The 18514-nt window shown below is 41.8% G+C and carries 14 protein-coding genes and 1 tRNA gene; 3 read left to right on the forward strand and 12 right to left on the reverse strand.

What is annotated here, in order from left to right; translation table 11 throughout:
- The first annotated feature begins 173 nt into the window (after nt 1-173).
- The 3 genes from pyrC (at nt 174) to PCRYO_RS09545 (ending at nt 2676) form a co-directional block, all read left to right on the forward strand.
- Nucleotides 174-1244, forward strand: a complete 1071-nt coding sequence (pyrC, locus tag PCRYO_RS09535; RefSeq protein ID WP_011514185.1) for a dihydroorotase — start codon at nt 174-176, stop codon at nt 1242-1244.
- Nucleotides 1245-1401: 157 nt separating this feature from the next.
- The gene (gene rnt, locus PCRYO_RS09540; RefSeq protein ID WP_011514186.1) at nt 1402-2142 is read left to right on the forward strand and encodes a ribonuclease T; all 741 of its coding nucleotides are present in this window, start codon (nt 1402-1404) and stop codon (nt 2140-2142) included.
- Between the two features lie 458 nt (nt 2143-2600).
- Nucleotides 2601-2676 (forward strand) — tRNA-Glu (locus PCRYO_RS09545).
- Nucleotides 2677-2923: 247 nt separating this feature from the next.
- On the opposite strand, the gene PCRYO_RS09550 is transcribed toward PCRYO_RS09545, so the two are convergent.
- The 12 genes from PCRYO_RS09550 to PCRYO_RS09610 all read right to left on the reverse strand — a co-directional run bounded on the left by PCRYO_RS09550 (nt 2924) and on the right by PCRYO_RS09610 (nt 18044).
- Nucleotides 2924-3547, reverse strand: coding sequence for a BLUF domain-containing protein (locus tag PCRYO_RS09550; RefSeq protein WP_041753194.1), 624 nt, complete (start codon nt 3545-3547; stop codon nt 2924-2926).
- A 482-nt stretch (nt 3548-4029) separates the two neighbouring features.
- Nucleotides 4030-4872, reverse strand: coding sequence for an IspD/TarI family cytidylyltransferase (locus tag PCRYO_RS09555; RefSeq protein WP_011514188.1), 843 nt, complete (start codon nt 4870-4872; stop codon nt 4030-4032).
- Between the two features lie 116 nt (nt 4873-4988).
- Complete coding sequence (locus PCRYO_RS09560) at nt 4989-5297, reverse strand: FtsB family cell division protein (protein WP_011514189.1); 309 nt, start codon at nt 5295-5297, stop codon at nt 4989-4991.
- A gap of 91 nt (nt 5298-5388) precedes the next feature.
- Nucleotides 5389-6705, reverse strand: a complete 1317-nt coding sequence (gene eno / locus PCRYO_RS09565) for a phosphopyruvate hydratase (RefSeq protein WP_011514190.1) — start codon at nt 6703-6705, stop codon at nt 5389-5391.
- Between the two features lie 319 nt (nt 6706-7024).
- Complete coding sequence (locus tag PCRYO_RS09570) at nt 7025-9385, reverse strand: heavy metal translocating P-type ATPase (RefSeq protein WP_011514191.1); 2361 nt, start codon at nt 9383-9385, stop codon at nt 7025-7027.
- Between the two features lie 334 nt (nt 9386-9719).
- Complete coding sequence (locus PCRYO_RS09575) at nt 9720-9944, reverse strand: heavy-metal-associated domain-containing protein (protein ID WP_011514192.1); 225 nt, start codon at nt 9942-9944, stop codon at nt 9720-9722.
- 135 nt (nt 9945-10079) lie between these two features.
- Nucleotides 10080-10334 carry a hypothetical protein gene (locus tag PCRYO_RS09580; protein ID WP_011514193.1) on the reverse strand — a complete coding sequence of 85 codons (255 nt, stop codon included), beginning with the start codon at nt 10332-10334 and terminating at the stop codon, nt 10080-10082.
- A 27-nt stretch (nt 10335-10361) separates the two neighbouring features.
- Nucleotides 10362-11237, reverse strand: a complete 876-nt coding sequence (kdsA, locus tag PCRYO_RS09585; RefSeq protein ID WP_011514194.1) for a 3-deoxy-8-phosphooctulonate synthase — start codon at nt 11235-11237, stop codon at nt 10362-10364.
- 189 nt (nt 11238-11426) lie between these two features.
- Nucleotides 11427-13061 (reverse strand): CTP synthase, encoded by a 1635-nt coding sequence (locus PCRYO_RS09590; RefSeq protein ID WP_011514195.1) that lies wholly within the window; start codon nt 13059-13061, stop codon nt 11427-11429.
- Nucleotides 13062-13224: 163 nt separating this feature from the next.
- Nucleotides 13225-14007, reverse strand: a complete 783-nt coding sequence (locus PCRYO_RS09595) for a COG4705 family protein (RefSeq protein ID WP_011514196.1) — start codon at nt 14005-14007, stop codon at nt 13225-13227.
- A gap of 197 nt (nt 14008-14204) precedes the next feature.
- The gene (locus tag PCRYO_RS09600) at nt 14205-15290 is read right to left on the reverse strand and encodes a porin (protein ID WP_011514197.1); all 1086 of its coding nucleotides are present in this window, start codon (nt 15288-15290) and stop codon (nt 14205-14207) included.
- Between the two features lie 549 nt (nt 15291-15839).
- Entirely contained in the window at nt 15840-18044 is a 2205-nt protein-coding gene (locus tag PCRYO_RS09610; protein ID WP_011514198.1) for a malate synthase G, read from the reverse strand.
- Nucleotides 18045-18514 lie beyond the last annotated feature (470 nt).

Raw genomic sequence — 18514 nt, forward strand, 5'->3', positions numbered from 1 at the left:
GTGAACATGGCATCTTACTTTTACAGATGAATAAATTACCTACCATTTCTGTAGAGATATTATGTATAGATATTCAGCCACATATTTAGTCAGGTAAGCAAATCTGTTATGATAGCCGCACAGCAAGACTCCCTTTTACTCCCAGATATGACGATATAGAGCGCGACGATACTATGACTGATTCAATTAGAGAATTGACCATCCTACAACCCGATGATTGGCACATTCATTTGCGTGACGATAAGGCGCTAGCAACCACAGTTCCTCATGCGGCAGAGAGCTTTAATCGCGTCATCTGTATGCCAAACCTTGTACCACCAGTCAAAAACGTTGACGACGCGCAAGCATATCGCGCGCGTATCATGCAACATCTAGAAATCAGCAATCTGAGCGCTGAGCGTAAAGCATCATTTGACCCGCGCATGACCTTGTATCTCACCGATCATACCACCGCACAAGATATTGAGCTGGCGGCAAAGTCTGGCATCGTACAAGCGGTCAAGCTCTATCCTGCTGGTGCTACCACCAACTCTGCTGATGGCGTCACCGACATCAATGCCTGTGTCAATGTCTTTGAAGCGCTTGAAAAATACAATCTACCTTTGCTGCTACATGGAGAAGTCACTCACGACCATGTTGATATTTTTGATCGTGAAAAGCGCTTTTTGGATGAAGTGATGGTACAAATCATCGCAAAGTTCCCAACCATGAAAATTGTGATGGAGCATATCACCACCAGTGATGCGGCTGATTTTGTCTTGTCACAAGGCAATCAAATTGCTGCCACTATTACGCCGCAGCATTTGATGTTTAACCGCAATCACCTATTGCTTGGTGGTATTAAACCGCACTTCTATTGCTTGCCTATCTTAAAGCGGGAAAGCCATCAGAAAGTATTGCTTGATGTCGCTACCAGCGGCAACCCAAAATTCTTTTTAGGTACTGATTCTGCACCCCATGCGACCGATAAGAAAGAAGCGGCTTGTGGCTGTGCTGGCTGCTATAGCGCAGCGACTGCACTACCTTTATATGCCACAGCGTTTGATAGTGTTGGTAAAATTGACAGATTAGAAGGGTTCACCAGTCGTTTTGGTGCACAATTTTACGGTTTGCCCGTTAACGAGAGCACGGTCACCCTTGTTAACGCACCTATGCAAATACCAACAAATTATCCTTATTTTGATGGTAGCTCATTAACTCCACTGATGGCAGGCGAGACATTACCTTGGTCGATCAAAGGATAATTTTTAATTAAAACTCTTTTTTATAAAGTAAAATTATCTGTATTTTATCCTATGATAGTAATGCTATCTGTCCATTGAAAAATAGTATGAGTGTCATAGGAAGTTTATTTTTTTATTAAACACAATAGCCCGACTGATAAAAGCGATTTAACCTGATATGACCATTAAAAAAGATACCGCTTTACCCAAAATAGATGTAGCCGTTCCTATAGAGTCGACGACAGAAACGCTAGCACCCCTGAAACTAAAAGAGCGTTTTCGGAAATTCCTACCAGTAGTAGTGGATGTTGAAACGGCAGGATTTAACGCGCAAACTGATGCCTTGTTAGAGATTGCCTGTATTCCTGTACTACTGAATGAGCAGGGTGTTTTTTATCCTGGTGAGGCATTTAATGCTCATATCGAACCTTTTGAAGGGGCAAATCTTGAGCCAAGTGCCCTCGCCTTTACCGGCATTGACCCTAACAATCCGCTGCGTAAAGCCATTGCTGAAGACGAAAAAACGGCGCTACGTCGTATTTTTAAAGGGTTAAAAGAAGTACGCCGTATTGAAGACTGCCGTCAATGTGTGTTAATCGGACATAATGCACATTTTGATTTGGCATTTTTAAATGCCGCGGTATTACGTACCAATAATAAGAGCCACAATCCTTTCCATAACTTCTCAGTCTTTGATACGGTGACTTTATCAGCACTTGCCTTTGGTCAAACGGTGCTAGCACGTGCCTGTAAAGCCGCAGGACTTGATTTTGATGGTAACGACGCTCATTCTGCACTCTACGACACGCAAAAAACCGCTGAGCTGTTTTGTTATATCTTAAATAATTATCCTATGCTCGCTAATGCCATGCACAGCGAGCCTGAAATCACAGAAACTGCGACTGATAATAGCAAATAAATCAGTTATTACAGAGTACGTGTTGCTCGCTACCCATAATAGTGCTATTTGTAAGGTCTGCTAACTTTAACCTTACAATTTAACAGGACGATTTAATCATTTGCGTACATCTTGCTCAAGCGATGATTAGATCTATAGATGGTTTAAGTTACCTATTGTGCTTTTAGCGTCTGTTATAGACGATTAAAGCTTATTATGAGGGACTTTATGATGGAACCACAGTTTAAATTATGGGCGACGATCATCGGCTATATGCTGCTTGCACTAACGATCAGTACTTGTACTTCGTTGTGGATTCGATATCATTTGACGCGTAATGACCTGCATCCACGTCGCGCGCTTAAAAAAAGATATTTAATTTTAAAAAGACGTAGAAAAAGGCTTGACAGCAAGCGCAGACCCCATTAAAATACGCACCACTTCAGCATAAAGGTGAAAGCAGCTGAAGCGTTGTACTAGTCCCCATCGTCTAGAGGCCTAGGACACCGCCCTTTCACGGCGGTAACGGGGGTTCGAATCCCCCTGGGGACGCCACTATTTGGCGTCACTTATTAGCAAATATGCTTGTTAAGCGTTAGATAAGACTAATAAGCGCACCACTAAAAACCCTATCACAACATACTGTGATAGGGGTTTTTTATGTGTATTAGTTTCTGCTTTTCAGCATAAAATATATCTATTACGCCTTGTCCGTGCAGCCTAACAACCACTTAACACCTGATTGTAAAAACAAAAAAAAGCCAGCAATTTATGCTGACTTCATGAATACATATATAGATATTTAGAAAATCTTATCGGATAAAATCAGCCACAGTAGCGCTAACACAATCAATCCACCCAATATGGTTTGGATCAAGAAAAATGCTTGGTGCTGCCCTACTACTTTGCCTAATGTTAACCCTAGCGTGCTGTATTTTATCGGCTGAGAATCAGTATCACCAGTCACTTCCTGCGCTTCATAATAGCCTTGCAGAATATCTAGAAACTGCTGCCATTCGTTTGACTTCCAGCTATCAGGTCTAAAAGGCATAAATGCTTTTAGCTTAGGCTCATTAACCATCCAGCGCTCAAGCGTAATAGAGCGTAATGACCATCCTTCAAAGCGGCGTTCATCAATCGCTGAAAAATCTAATATTTTTAAATCTTTGTGGCGATCGTCTATTAACAAGCGATTTTTAAGGTTGGTCAGTGCTTGCTCAGTACCTTCGACATATTGAAAAAAGTAACCATTGCCGTAGCAAAGAATACCCGTAATATCATCAATTTTATTCAGCTTATTTGCGACTTCTGCGATATCGTTAAGCGTACTAGAGTTAGATAGACCAGTAGACGTAATGTGGCTCAGATATACAAGCTGGCATAGATCTGGCATTACTGGGTTTGTAGAATCAATCGTTGGTGACAATCAGCTTCTCCCTATAATTAGGTAAATGTAGCTAAGACAACCATACTCATTTTTAGAAAAAACCATAGAAGCAAGACGTTTCTAAACACAGATCGGCTTGGTATATTATTGATTTTATAAATATTTATATTAATTGTATTAAGTTGGTTACATCATAGGCTGTTTTAGTGATCAAAGCAATGTATGTTTATGGCAAATAACAAGTTGTTAATATTGAACAATATTTAGGAAATATTCATATAAAAAATATCTACAGCTATAAAAAATATTATAGGAAAAATAAACGGCTATTTAGTAAATATAAATAATAAAAATCTATGAATATAATTTCATGTCTCAAATTTAATACTAGCTATAAAGCTTGCGCCATAAGCCTTACAGAGATAGATACAATGAATATTCGACATTTTTATGACAGAATAAAAAAGTTATATAAAATATATAAAGTTAAAAAATACAGAAATCAGAGTGTGATAAGAATTTTATGAGATAGAGGCGAATTGAGCCTTGAGAATGGCTGTCAGTAAAATAATATCATCAGGATAAGTCAGTTTGATGTTTTGACGACTGCCTGTTACCAATCGAATTGGCAGTTCTAAATGCTCAAAAGCACTGGCTTCGTCAGTAATGGCCAGATTATGCTTAGTGACATAGTTCAAGACTTGTTGCAATTGTCCAAGCCTAAATACTTGCGGTGTTTGTGCCTGCCACATATGGCTGCGATCAATAGTTTTTTGAGCATAAGTATGAAGCGTGTCATAACCGCTTTGACTATTAGCAAGCTCCGGCTGAGTATTCAGTTGCTGAAGAGATAGTGGAGCTTCATATGCTGGCGTTGATAGTGTGTTAGATGCTATGTAAGACTGTTTTAGGGTATCAGCAACCGGTGTCGCTAAAATAGCACCATAAGGCTCTAGCATCGCTGCTTGAATGACGGCATCAATATCATGAGTTGGCACTGCAGGACGAGCTGCATCATGGATCACAACCAAATCCGACTCATCTGCGCCCGCATTAATCATTGCCTCGACTCCTGCCTGCACCGATTGCCAACGTTCAGTACCGCCAATAGCATAATAGATAGGAAGCGCAAAGCTCAGTGTCTGGGCAGTGCTATCATCTTGAGCCACAACCAATAGACATCGATCAATATAATTACTCTCAGCCAGACGTGCCACACTATGCTGTAATAAGGTTTGACCTTGCAGTAAGGTATATTGTTTAGCAATAGACGCGCCAAAGCGACTACCGCGTCCAGCAGCAACGATCATGGCATGGATATTAGGAGTGGTATTCATAATGCAGTACTCATGGGTTGATTCCATGAAAATAGGATAAGAGAAAAATGGGAATTAAGAGGTATAAAAATGAAAAAAAACTATTATTATCAATAATAGCTCATTGCAACGACTTTAGAATCAATACCGACTGTACGTCAAAATCAATAACGACTATGAGTAGTAGGCGCGGTTGATACTTGTACAAAAGTCTCATTTGGCTTAATCAAACCCAAATCCAAACGAGCATGCTCCTCTACCGCTTCGAGACCAGTCTTCAGATCATTGACATCGGTACGCAGTAAGTTATTTGCTGAGACTTGGTTGTCATTTAAGCGCTGCTGCTCATTCACTTCAGTCAGAAGCTTATTGTGCTCGACGCGACCATTTTCACCCAGCCAATACTGATATTGCAGTCCTGACAGCACGGCAACGGCTAACGCAAGTAGTATAAATTGGCTAAAGTATTTCATAATATAATAACGCCAAACAATATAAAGAGAATATAAACTTGCTGAGCGATATATTTATATATCGCCCAGCGTAAGCGACAATTTTGGCTTATTAACCACGTAATCCGATAAACTCTTCGCGACCACGATAGCTTGCACGTACTTGCTGCTCAATACGTAGTAGTTGATTGTATTTTGCAACGCGATCTGAGCGGCATAGTGAGCCAGTTTTGATTTGACCAGCCGCAGTACCGACCGCTAAATCAGCAATGGTGCTGTCTTCCGTTTCGCCTGAACGATGCGAAATAACCGTCGCATAACCGTTTTTCTTCGCCAGATAAATCGCATCTAGCGTTTCTGACAAGGTGCCGATTTGGTTAAACTTAATCAAAATCGCATTGGCAATTTTCTTATCAATCCCTTCTTGCAAGATAGCAGGGTTGGTGACAAACAAATCATCACCGACCAACTGTACCTTATCACCGATTTGCTCAGTTAGGTATTTCCAGCCATCCCAATCTGACTCATCAAGACCATCTTCGATAGAGATAATAGGATATTGACGCGCAAGACCCACTAAATAATCTGAAAACCCTTGGCTATCAAAGGATTTGTTGCCCTCGCCTGCCAAGACGTATTTGCCATCTTTATAGAACTCAGTAGCAGCACAATCTAAAGCTAAGTGAATATCTTTACCAGCTGTGTAGCCTACTTGCTCAATCGCTTGCATGATAACTGTAATGGCTTCTTCGTTGCTGCGAAGATTTGGCGCAAAGCCGCCTTCATCACCAACAGCAGTATTCAAGCCTTGTGATTTTAGAACAGACTTTAAGCTATGAAAGATTTCGGTGCCAGCACGCAATGCTTCTGAGAAGCTGCTAAAACCAACCGGCTCAATCATAAACTCTTGAATATCGACGGTATTGTCCGCGTGCTCACCACCATTAATGATATTCATCATCGGTACAGGCATCGTAAGCGACGTCTGGTTACGCAGATCAGCGATATATTGATGTAATGGCAGACTCTGTGACTTAGCAGCCGCTTTAGCAACCGCAAGTGAAACCGCAAGTATGGCATTGGCACCAAGATTGTCTTTGTTTTCTGTACCATCTAGCGCAATCATTGCATCATCAATAGCTTGCTGAGCAGTAACATCTTTGTCCATCAAAGCACTGCGGATTTGGCTATTGACGTTAGCTACTGCCTTTTTGACGCCTTTACCCATGTAGCGGCTTTGATCGCCATCACGTAGCTCAAGCGCCTCACGTGAGCCAGTCGATGCGCCGCTTGGCGCAGCTGCACGGCCAATAGTGCCATCAGCTAAAATCACATCAGCTTCAATCGTTGGGTTACCACGTGAGTCTAAAATCTCACGAGCGCGAATGTCTTTAATTGCGGTGACGTTGTTGGTTTCTTCAGCGTACATAATGTCTGTTAATTCCTTTGGTCATGCCAAGTTTATGAGATAAATAACGGCAACTAGAATACAAAAAAGATAAAGCAGAATATCGTATAGTAATGCGCAAAAAAAGCTTTAGTGATTAATACAATCGGCTCATTTTAAACGTAATCAAAGATTTATTTCATCCCTTAACCATTAGCTATAGTGCTTGGTATCATAGCATAAATTTTGCCAAACTTCCCTTATCTTAAAGCAACGGACGGTCATAAAATCGCCAATCAATAGTCAAATGAGCCACTATCAATTTATCTCAGTACCTATGATATCAAACGTTATATAACTCTTACGCTTTTGTTAGACGATCTGCTTTAGTGTGGGAGTCTGATACGGTATTATTCAGCTCAACCTTTGTCTTAAAACGCGTTAAACGCAGCGCATTCATCAATACAGAAATTGAGCTAAGCGCCATAGCGGCAGCGGCAATCATAGGATTCAAAAAGCCAAAAGCAGCGAGCGGAATACCAAGGCAATTATAAATAAAGGCAAAAAACAGATTTTGTTTGATATTACGCAGCGTGGCATTCGCAATTTTTTGCGCTGCGTCGATATGCATCAGCGACTCACCCATCAAGCGCGCAGAGGCACTATGTTGGGCGACATCCGTGCCTTCAAACATGGCAAAGCTGGCATCGGCAGTTGCCATCGCTGGTGCATCATTGACCCCATCTCCTGCCATAGCGACTTTATGACCCGCTGTTTGCAGTAGAGCAATTTGGCTGGCCTTGTCACGTGGACTCATCTTTCCATACGCTTTTTCGATACCAAGCTGTCCGGCAACGTGATCGACGACAGATTGTTTGTCACCACTCATCAAAATAACATTAATACCCGCATCTTGTAGCGCAGTAATTGCCTGCGGCGTATCTGATTTTAAGTCATCCGCTAAAGCAAATGCGCCTAGTGCTTCATCGTTAATACTAATCGCAACAGTACTGGCAATTTGCCATACCTTTGGCATCAATTTAGGCAATACAAGATTGGCAAACTCTGCTGTGCCAACCTTTACCACACCTAAGCCTTCAATATTTGCCTGTATACCTGCGCCTTTGATAACGCTGATATCAGACACATCGAATAAGGATAAACCACGTGCTGTCGCTGCATTGACCAAAGCAGTTGCAAGCGGATGACTGGCATGTACTTCAATACTTGCGGCAATCTGTAGTACATCATCAACCGCTATTGATTTATCAACCATAACTTCATCGACGATGGTCGGTTTGCCAATGGTTAAGGTACCCGTCTTATCGAGCACTACTATATCGATATTGCCTGCCGCTTCTAGGCTTTGCGCATCTTTAAACCAAACACCGTGACGCGCAGCCACGCCCATACCTGCCATGATTGCGGCTGGTGTCGCCAAACCAAGCGCACATGGACAAGCAATGACCAATACAGATACTGCGTGCATCAAAGCCGTATCGAGCATACCGGTTAGCCACCACGTCACACCAAAGGCAACCAGTGCAATTACTACCACAACGGGCACAAAGACCGCAGTGACTCTATCAGCAAGGCGTGCCAAATTGGCTTTTGAGCCTTGGGCATCGCTGAGGGCTTGTACCATATCACCAAGTTTAGTATCGCTACCCTTGGCATTGACGCGGTATAACAAGCTACCGTTTTCGACCAAGGCACCCGCTAATAATCCATCGCCTACTTCTTTCTTAAGCGGTACTGACTCACCGGTTAAATGACTTTCGACACACCAGCCAGCACCATCGATGACCGTACCATCGGTTGCAACGCGGCTTCCTTGCTTAGCACGCAAGATATCACCCACTTGTACCTCTTTGAGAGCGATATTTTTAAACTCACCATTTGGCTGCTGTTGCTCAACTTCGTCTGGTGTCAGCGATAATAGTAAATCAATACTATTCAGACTGTGCTTTTTAGTGCGCTCTTCAAGGTATTTACCCGTGCGCACAAAAGCAATAACCATCACACCTGCTTCAAAATATACCGCAGGACTGCCACTCGCACCATGACCGCCAGTATGCCCACTTTGCAACAGACTATTTAAGCTACCATCACCATGGGTCAGCCAAAGATACGTTGAATATGCCCAAATGGTTACCGTACCGATGACGACCAATACGTCCATATTGGCAAGACCGCCTCTAATAGACGCCCAAGCACTTTTATAAAATGGTAAAGCAAATCCAAACTGTACAATGGTCGCTAATATGAATTGCATCCAAACCGGTGGCATCCATGCCATACCCTGCCCAAAGAGCATACCTGCCATACCAATTAAAAACGGCACCAAACAGACCCATAGTCCAATCAAACGCCATGGATACTGAGTGCTTGCATCCTCACCTTTTTGAGCAAACAAGCTATCAGCCGCCTGCAAATTGGCGACAAAACCCGTTTTGTTGACCCATTCCGTCACCTGCTCTGCCGTCGTCTGTGTCGGATCATAATCCACATTGGCGGTCTCGCCTGCGAAGTTCACGCTGACCTCATAGACTGATGGCTTTTTATTCAAAACCTTTTCAATCCGTGATGCACAGGCCTGACACGTCATACCCTCTATCGCCAGCTGCAAGTGCGCACGCTGCGGCGTAAGCGGGGTATTAGACTGAATATCAGTCTCTACATCATAAGAATTATGGGTATCGGTATGGGTAGAATCATTCATAAATAAAACTCGTTATGGCGTTTATAAATTTGTATGAGCTATAAAAATCTATCAGTGGAGGAATAAAAATCCAAATCAAACAAGCAGTACATTCTAAAGATTAATATCATATTGTTGTTCAGAGCATCTAAATAGTAGTCATCTTAGTGTATCAACCTATATATTAAATGGTCATGATTAGCGCCAATTCAACTATTTCAGCCGGCCAATTATTTCAGATTAAAAGAACATGTTGCAGAAATAAGAGAGCTGAGAACACTACTCTGATAGCCATGGTTTTTAACCATTAAAAAACCAGCCATGATAGCTGGTTTGTTTATAACAAAGCATAAAATTAAGCGTTGGTAACAGTGGCATCAAAGCCTGCGTCATCAATAGCAGCAGCAATCGTCTCTGCACTGGTTTTGCTATCATCAAAGGTGACTGTCGCTTGATTGTCTGCAAGCTCGATACTGATGTCATCTAAACCATCGATATCAGCGGTGGCGTTATGGACGCTTGCCACACAGCCACCACAAGTCATGCCATCAATTTTAATGATACGGGTTTGGTTTCCCATGAGAGGCTCCTTATTTTTATCTGTGAATAAATGGTTTGTATACTTTAATGGTATAAGACTTTATTAAAATAGCCAAGACCAGCATAAGAGCTATTGCCGTTGACCACAAGTCAGTTTGGTTATACTTTTATAAATCTAATCATGATAACGTGGATTTTGCGGGGCATCGATAGGAAATGGCTGAGTGACATAATCGACCATACTAATCGCAGCAGTAAAGGCATGGATACTGGTTTTGGTATCATCATAACGCACCAACGCCATATGACTGTTAGCATCTAACTCAATAGCGGTGACGCCCGTTATATTCTTCAAAGCGGTCATGACGCTATCTAAACCTTCTGAATCATTGATATTTTCAATGCTTACTTGTGCCACTTTAATCGCCACTGTCTTATCCTCACATTACTTATGATATTAATGAGTATCCAAGGTCTCAAAGCCTTTGACCAAGTCATCAAGCTGTTTAAGCTGGCGTAAGAAAGGCTCTAATTGGCTCATACGTAGCGCACAAGGACCATCACATTTTGCCACTTCTGGATTTGGATGCGCCTCTAAAAACAATCCTGCAATCCCTGTTGCCATGCCAGCACGTGCCAGCGTGGTGATCTGCTCACGGCGACCACCTGCACTATCACTACGGCCGCCTGGCTGCTGCAAACTATGCGTCACATCAAAGAACACTGGTATCTCCATCTGCTTCATGGTATCAAAACCCAGCATATCAACCACTAGGTTATTATAACCAAAGGCACTACCGCGCTCACACAGGATAAGCTTATCGTTACCGCCCTCAAGACATTTATTGACGATATGACGCATCTCATGTGGGGCTAAAAACTGCGCTTTTTTAATATTAATAATCGCATCCGTCTTCGCCATCGCATGTACTAAATCCGTCTGACGGGATAAAAACGCAGGCAACTGGATAATATCAGCTACTTCAGCGACTGGTGCCGCTTGATAAGGTTCGTGGACATCCGTAATAATCGGTACTTGGAATTTTTCTTTGATTTGCCCAAGCCAATCGATACCTTTCTCTAGCCCCGGACCACGATACGAGGTCAAACTTGAGCGATTGGCCTTATCAAAACTGGCTTTAAACACATAGCCGATACCCAAACGCTGGCAAATATCAACATACTGCTCAGCGATCTCAAATGCCATCTCTTTAGACTCTAAAACATTCATGCCACCAAATAAGACAAATGGCTGATCATTACCGATACTGATGTTTTTATTATCAGGTGTATTAAGTTGAATATGCGACTGCGCGGTTAGTAGGTTTTCCATTGAGTAGGTATCCTCTTTATTGTTATCTCTTATTGTAACCGATAGGTCAATTAAAAAAAGGCTATAAGCGTAATTAGCGGCAAACCATTAGAAAAATCAGCATGCAAACCACTGCCAAAAAATCAGCCAAAAAAAAAGACCAATCCGAAGATCAGTCTTTTTATATCAAAAGCACTTATAACTTAACCATTATTTCGCTTCACTATAATTCTTCGCCGCTTTTACAAAGCTATTGAACAATGGATGACCACCGCGTGGCGAGCTGGTAAATTCTGGATGGAACTGTACCGCAACAAACCATGGATGATCAGCAAGTTCAACTGACTCAACTAGGTGCTGCTTAGCAGAATAACCTGATACCGTCATTCCTGCCTGCTCTAGTGGCTCGATATAGCGGTTATTCATCTCATAGCGATGACGATGACGCTCAGTTATATTGTTAGCACCGTAGATTTGTGCAAGCTTACTACCAGCGACCAGCTCAGCTTGCTGCGCACCTAAACGCATCGTACCACCAAGGTCTGAATCATCACTACGAATCTGCAATTCGCCGCGCTCATCTAACCACTCTGTAATCAAGCCAATAATAGGCTCAGCTGTTTTACGATCAAATTCAGAAGAGTTGGCATCGATATGTAGCACGTTACGCGCATATTCAATCACTGCAAGCTGCATACCTAAACAGATACCTAAATAAGGTACGTTGTTTTCGCGAGCATAGGTAATGGCTTTGATCTTACCCATCGTACCGCGCTCACCAAAGCCGCCTGGCACCAAGATGGCATCAGCATTATGCAGTTGCGCTAGTAAGCTGTCATCGTCTTCTAAACGTTCAGCATCGATATAATCAATTTTGACGTCGGCTTTGTGAGTAATACCGGCATGTAACAATGCTTCATTGATTGATTTATAGGCATCTGGTAATTCAACATATTTACCAACCATGGCTACTGTTACCGTCGACTCAGGATTCAGCTGCGCTTCGACAACCTTATCCCAATCGCTCAAATCTGCTTCTGGTAAATCAAGACCAAAACGCTCACAGATTAAATCATCAAGATCTTGCTCATGTAAGGTACGTGGAATCTGATAAATACTTTGCGCATCTTCACACATAATGACCGCACGCTCTTCAACGTTGGTAAATAGTGCAATCTTGCGGCGATTGTCTTGTGAGATATGATGATCAGAGCGGCAAATCAAGATATCAGGCTGCAAACCGATAGAACGTAGCTCTTTGACTGAATGCTGAGTGGGCTTGGTTTTGGTTTCGCCTGCACTGGCAATATAAGGCACCAATGTCAGATGCATCAGCATGGCGCGATTGCGTCCTAGCTCGACTTGCATTTGACGTACTGCTTCCATAAAGGGTAGCGACTCGATATCACCCACTGTCCCGCCAATCTCGATGATAGCAACATCATACCCTTCGCCACTGGCAAGAATTTTACTCTTAATCTCATCAGTGATATGCGGAATCACCTGCACCGTACCACCGAGATATTCGCCACGGCGCTCTTTATTCAAGACGTTTTGATAGATGCGACCGCTGGTAAAGTTATTGCTTTTGCTCATCTTTGAATGGCGTAAAAAACGCTCATAATAGCCCAAGTCCAAATCCGTCTCGGCGCCATCTTCGGTCACGAACACTTCACCATGCTGGAACGGGCTCATCGTGCCTGGATCGACGTTGATATACGGATCCATCTTGGTCATGGTCACGTTTACGCCCCGTGCTTCTAAGACGGCAGCAAGGGAAGCTGCGGTAATACCTTTTCCTAGTGAGGACACTACCCCACCGGTCACAAATATAAACTTGGTCATAGTACTCTGTCGGTAATTGGTAAAGAAGGATTTTACTAAAAATACGCCATAAAATATAGGGCAAAAGCACAAACTCTATTAAATTATTAAATTTCAGCAATATTATAAGCTTGTAAAATTTTGCTATATTTAGCTGAATGATACAAAATTATTGAAACAATCTTTAATGGGACTTAGCACTGGCTCTATGTTTAAACACTACCAGACAAAAAATAATAAAGACGAGCAATACTGCTGACGCTCCAAAACGGCTTAATGCTAGACCGCCGTGATCAATAGGTTTGTCCAAAAAATCTCCTAACACTGCTCCTAATGGTCTAGTAAGAATAAAAGCTGACCAAAACAGTAGTGTTCTAGATATATTTGTCCAAAAATATGCTCCTGCAATTATGGCCAATAAGCTTCCAAATATGATCGCGCTCGTAGTATAGCCCATGCCTTTGCTATCTGCTACCCAATCTCCAAGTGCGGTACCTAGTGTTTGAGAGAACATAATTGTTGTCCAATAAAACATCTCAGCCTTAGATGACACAATACTATCAACACTGATACTGCCCATAGTTTTTCGCCAAACTACTAAGCATACAATTAACATTGCAAATAATAGTGATGTTCCACCAGCATAGCCAATCCCTAAAGAGCGATCAACAAAATCTGCAATAGTAGTCCCAAGGGTCGTTGTCGCAACGATAGTACCCCAATAAAGCCATTTATTGAACTGTTTTGCTTTGATTTGTGTGGCGACTGCAACAGCAAATATGACGGCAAATATTGCTGTACTTACAATGTACCCTAAGTTCAACGACATAGATAATGCATCGCCTGCTGTTTCTCCTAAGGTAGTGGCGGCTACTTTAATTATCCAAAATAATAAGGTGACCTCAGGTACTTTCACTAATGCTTGTTTTACAGTAGCCATGTGATTATCTAATATGAGTTTGTCCATTTTTATACCCCTTTAAGTCATTACTTTAGTTTAATCAACTTAATTAATAAGTTTACTTTACAAGCAACACTGATATTAGAAAAGCTAATCCATAAAACAATGACACTAAGGCCGTTAAGAAAGCATTAAGATGCACAAAAAAAGGCCTATCAATTTTGATAGGCCTTTTTTTATGTTCTTACTTTATAATGATAGATTTAGAATTTGTATTCTAGACCAGTACCGATAACGAATACTTCTGCATCACCACGTACATTAGTATATGAAGTAGCATTTGGAGTAGCTTTATATGCATAGTTAACATTATCAGCTTTGTTCATACCAGCATAGGCATGAGCAATGATGTTGTCTTTATACATGTATTTGCCACCAACAACGATTTGATCTGAATCAGCATTATCAAAACCATTTAAATTGTCAGTTTTGTTATACTGAGTATAGATAGACGCTGGGCGAGCAAAGTTAGCTAAAGGCATCTCAGCACTAATTACTAAGCCTTTTTCTTTCTCAGCACCTGTTATCTTGCCATTTCTATCAAGACCATCGTAATCAGCTACTTGATATAGCGCGCCTAGTGTTACAGGAGCAGCGATAAACTTGCTTAGATCTACAGTAGCAGTACCACGGATGATATCACCGAGGATGTTTTGATCTTTATCATAAGCAACACCAGCAGTGAAGCCAGTACCTTGATCAAACAACATTGCTACGCCAAAGCCAGAGTTATCGTTACCATTTACATCATCAGAGCTATACATAGCAGATAATTGTAATGGTAGACCGTTATACTTAGGTGCAGTCCAGATGATTGAACTTGCGATACGGTTACTATCAGCCATGTTTAATGCTTCAACAACTTCATTCTCATTTTGAGTAGTACCTAAGTTATCAAAATAACCTTGGTTAACAACAACGTTATCAATACGAGCAAGCGTTGATTGGTTTTTACCAACACGGAACTCACCAAATTGTTTGTTGTTTACACCAAGGAATGTATCACGGTTAGTAAAACCATTTTTATCACCATCAACCTTTGTGCCATACTCTAACTGATAGATAACATCAGTGTTAGCAGTCATAGCTTCAGAACCTTTAAAGCCTAAACGTGAAGCATGAGAGTTGATCTCTACTGTATCTTCATCATACATGTTGCCAGCAGGGCCATCAAATTCAGCATTAACATAGTCCATAGCAACGAAAGCTTTACCATAAACAGTTGGTGCTGCATTGGCTGCAGATACAGATAGGGCAGCGATTGCTGTAGCTAAAAGTAGTTTTTTCATGGGGGTATCTCCACTTTACAATTTTAGTAATGAGCGAGCTATTATTAGCCGTTGCCCAAATGGTATCGTCACAAATCCTCAAAGATATAATGTGTAACTGGCTACCGAGATTAGTCAGAAACAAGTGTGGCGAAGTTCTATTACCGTAAGATGAAAAAAACCATGACTTACATAACTGGGATTAAAAAAGTAACTGCCATGTAAACTTTGGTCTTTATCGCTCTGTTGCGTAACATCCGTTACCAAACTCATACTTCAGCTACAAGCATAACAACTTTGACATAATTTGCAACATTTTTTTGAAGCTTCAGTTGGGAAAAACTTTCAAACCCACCCTCTGTATAAGGTTTTACCTTAAAGAAAATTTTGACAAAAAACACCCCTACTCGTTTAAAACGAATAAGGGTGAGAATTACAAAGGAAATCAGAAACGCTAAAAATTTTGGCAATTAAAAGTGCTAAAACTTGACAGGTACTTACCTCTTTTATTGGCAGTCACTGACCTCGCTTAAAGGGTGCTTATTGCTAAATTCAGTCTTGTTTTAACTTTTAGCAGCCAACACTGGCTTTTAGATCTAGACGTGCTTGATGCAATAATGGCTCAGTATAACCACTTGGCTGCTCGCGACCTTTAAATACCAAATCACAAGCGGCTTTGAAAGCATAGGAGTTGTCCAAGTCAGTCGCCATTGGTTGATAATCAGCATCACCAGCGTTTTGCTCATCGACGATTTTAGCCATACGTTTCATAGCGTCCATCACTTGCTGCTCGCTGACAACATTATGGTGTAACCAATTGGCAATATGCTGACTTGAGATACGCAATGTCGCACGATCTTCCATCAAGCCGACGTCATTGATGTCAGGTACTTTAGAGCAACCAACGCCTTGGTTTACCCAACGTACGACATAGCCTAGGATACCTTGAGCATTATTATCAATCTCTTGCTGTTTTTCTTCTTCAGTCCAATTGGTGTTTTTTGCCAATGGAATGGTTAAGATATCATCTACGCTAGCGCGCGCACGTGATTTCAGGCTGTCTTGAACCTCAGCAACATTGACTTTATGATAGTGCATGCTGTGTAAGGTAGCACCCGTTGGAGATGGCACCCACGCCGTATTAGCACCTGCCTGTGGATGGGCAATTTTGGTGTCCATCATCTCTTGCATTTCATCAGGTTTTGCCCACATGCCTTTACCAATCTGCGCGTGACCTTGTAAGCCTACTTCAAGACCGATATCGACGTTCCATTGCTCATAAGCAGGCAGCCACGTTTGCGACTTCATATCGCCTTTGCGGACAAATGGACCTGCATTCATACTGGTGTGCATCTCATCACCTGTGCGATCTAAGAAGCCGGTATTGATGAAAATAACACGCTCTTTTGCTTGGCGAATGGCTTCTTTTAAGTTGACCGTCATACGGCGTTCTTCATCCATAATGCCGATCTTTATCGTATAACGCTCTAAGCCCAGTAGGTCTTCTGAGGCGTTAAATAAGTCATTCGCCATCTTCACCTCATCAGGACCATGCATTTTTGGTTTAACAATATACATTGAACCTTTACGTGAGTTTGATAGCTCGGTTTTACCTTTTAAATCATTCAATGATAATAAAGGCGTAATCAAACCATCCATTAAACCTTCGAAAACCTCTTCTTGACCATTGCCTAAATCTACCAAAATCGATGGATTTTGCATGAGATGTCCGACGTTACGTAGCAATAAAAGTGAGCGACCTGGCAAGGTCAGCGTATCACCCTCTGGCGTAGTATATTCGCGATCAGGATTCTGTTTACGCGTACGGGTCTTGCCGCCTTTCTCAAAGGTTTCTTGCAAATCGCCATTCATCAAGCCAAACCAATTGCGATACGCTTCAACCTTCTCTTCTGCATCAACAGCAGCGATGGAGTCTTCACAATCTTGTATCGCAGTCAGCGCCGACTCTAATAACACGTCTTTGATATGTGCAGGATCATCTTTGCCAATGGGATGATTGCCATCAACTTGAATCTCAGCATGCAAGTTATTGTTCTTTAATAACACAGCGCTAGGACTATCAGCGTCGCCTACGAAACCTGCAAACTGTGCGGCATCTTTTAGTTGCGTGCTGCTATCGCCTTGCGCAATTTCAAGCTTACCATCAACGACTCTAAAACCTGTTACATCGCTATAGGAGCCTGATGCTAAGGCAAAATTTTCATCTAGGAATTTTTTGGCATAAGCGACGACGGCTGCGCCACGTGTTGGATTGTAGCCACCTTTTGCTTCTTGACCATTTTCATCACTGATAACATTGGTGCCATATAAAGCATCATATAAGCTGCCCCAACGCGCATTATTGGCGTTCAACGCATAGCGAGCATTACGTACTGGTACTACCAGCTGAGGTCCTGCAATACGGGCAATCTCATCATCGACGTTTTCTGTGCTGACACTGAACGCTTCGCCTTCTGGTAATAGGTAGCCAATTTCTTGTAAAAATGCTTTGTACGCTGGATAATCAATGTCGCCATTTTTGGTAGGATGTTGCAGGTGCCATTGGTCAATCTGTCCTTGAATCTTAGCACGCGTTGCAAGCAGTGCTTTATTACGTGGCGTAAACTCTTTGATGACCTTTTCGAAACCTGACCAGTAACCGTCTGAATCAATACCGACTTTCGGCAGCACTTCATTTTCGATAAAATCGAACAGCTGCTGATCAATGGCAAGAATGCCTTTTTGAACACGATTGGCATTAGAAGACTGGCTCATACTGTTATCCTTATCTGTTTGTTAGATTTGTTGATACTGGGCTGCTAAAACATACCTCGTCCATGTACACAGTCATGCAAAAGGGCGCATAAAGCAGAGTTGTAAAGTAATAAATAAGCTACAAGCCAAGTAAATTTACTGCTGCATTACCTCGGCTGTCATTATTTGAGCGGTATTTAACGTTGTATTATCTAGATAGGTTTTACATAAAGATAGGCTATAAACCTTAGATTTTGAGACGCGATTGATAGTTGATATACTATTGGCTACCTGCTATCAGTTGACAAGCAATAGTAAGACAAAATACGTTAAAAGCAAAATATTATCCTACTACCAAATAAGGCAATAAACAAGGAAACCCCATTTAGTAACTAAATGCTTGTGCTGTAGATAAATGATAGTCTATATACCATATGCGCCAGCAACGATTATCTTGCTATCCTATCCTATTAAATCACTCATAAGTATAA

The sequence above is a fragment of the Psychrobacter cryohalolentis K5 genome, assembly GCF_000013905.1.
Lineage (GTDB): Bacteria > Pseudomonadota > Gammaproteobacteria > Pseudomonadales > Moraxellaceae > Psychrobacter > Psychrobacter cryohalolentis.

What these genes read in the sequence shown, in the direction of transcription:
- PCRYO_RS09555 (WP_011514188.1), bottom strand. Translation starts at nt 4,872, where the DNA reads ATGGAATCAACCCATGAGTACTGCATTATGAATACCACTCCTAATATC.
- PCRYO_RS09560 (WP_011514189.1), bottom strand. Translation starts at nt 5,297, where the DNA reads ATGAAATACTTTAGCCAATTTATACTACTTGCGTTAGCCGTTGCCGTG.
- kdsA (WP_011514194.1), bottom strand. Translation starts at nt 11,237, where the DNA reads ATGGAAAACCTACTAACCGCGCAGTCGCATATTCAACTTAATACACCT.
- PCRYO_RS09600 (WP_011514197.1), bottom strand. Translation starts at nt 15,290, where the DNA reads ATGAAAAAACTACTTTTAGCTACAGCAATCGCTGCCCTATCTGTATCT.
- PCRYO_RS09575 (WP_011514192.1), bottom strand. Translation starts at nt 9,944, where the DNA reads ATGGGAAACCAAACCCGTATCATTAAAATTGATGGCATGACTTGTGGT.
- PCRYO_RS09610 (WP_011514198.1), bottom strand. Translation starts at nt 18,044, where the DNA reads ATGAGCCAGTCTTCTAATGCCAATCGTGTTCAAAAAGGCATTCTTGCC.
- PCRYO_RS09570 (WP_011514191.1), bottom strand. Translation starts at nt 9,385, where the DNA reads ATGAATGATTCTACCCATACCGATACCCATAATTCTTATGATGTAGAG.
- PCRYO_RS09590 (WP_011514195.1), bottom strand. Translation starts at nt 13,061, where the DNA reads ATGACCAAGTTTATATTTGTGACCGGTGGGGTAGTGTCCTCACTAGGA.
- pyrC (WP_011514185.1), top strand. Translation starts at nt 174, where the DNA reads ATGACTGATTCAATTAGAGAATTGACCATCCTACAACCCGATGATTGG.
- rnt (WP_011514186.1), top strand. Translation starts at nt 1,402, where the DNA reads ATGACCATTAAAAAAGATACCGCTTTACCCAAAATAGATGTAGCCGTT.
- eno (WP_011514190.1), bottom strand. Translation starts at nt 6,705, where the DNA reads ATGTACGCTGAAGAAACCAACAACGTCACCGCAATTAAAGACATTCGC.
- PCRYO_RS09595 (WP_011514196.1), bottom strand. Translation starts at nt 14,007, where the DNA reads ATGGACAAACTCATATTAGATAATCACATGGCTACTGTAAAACAAGCA.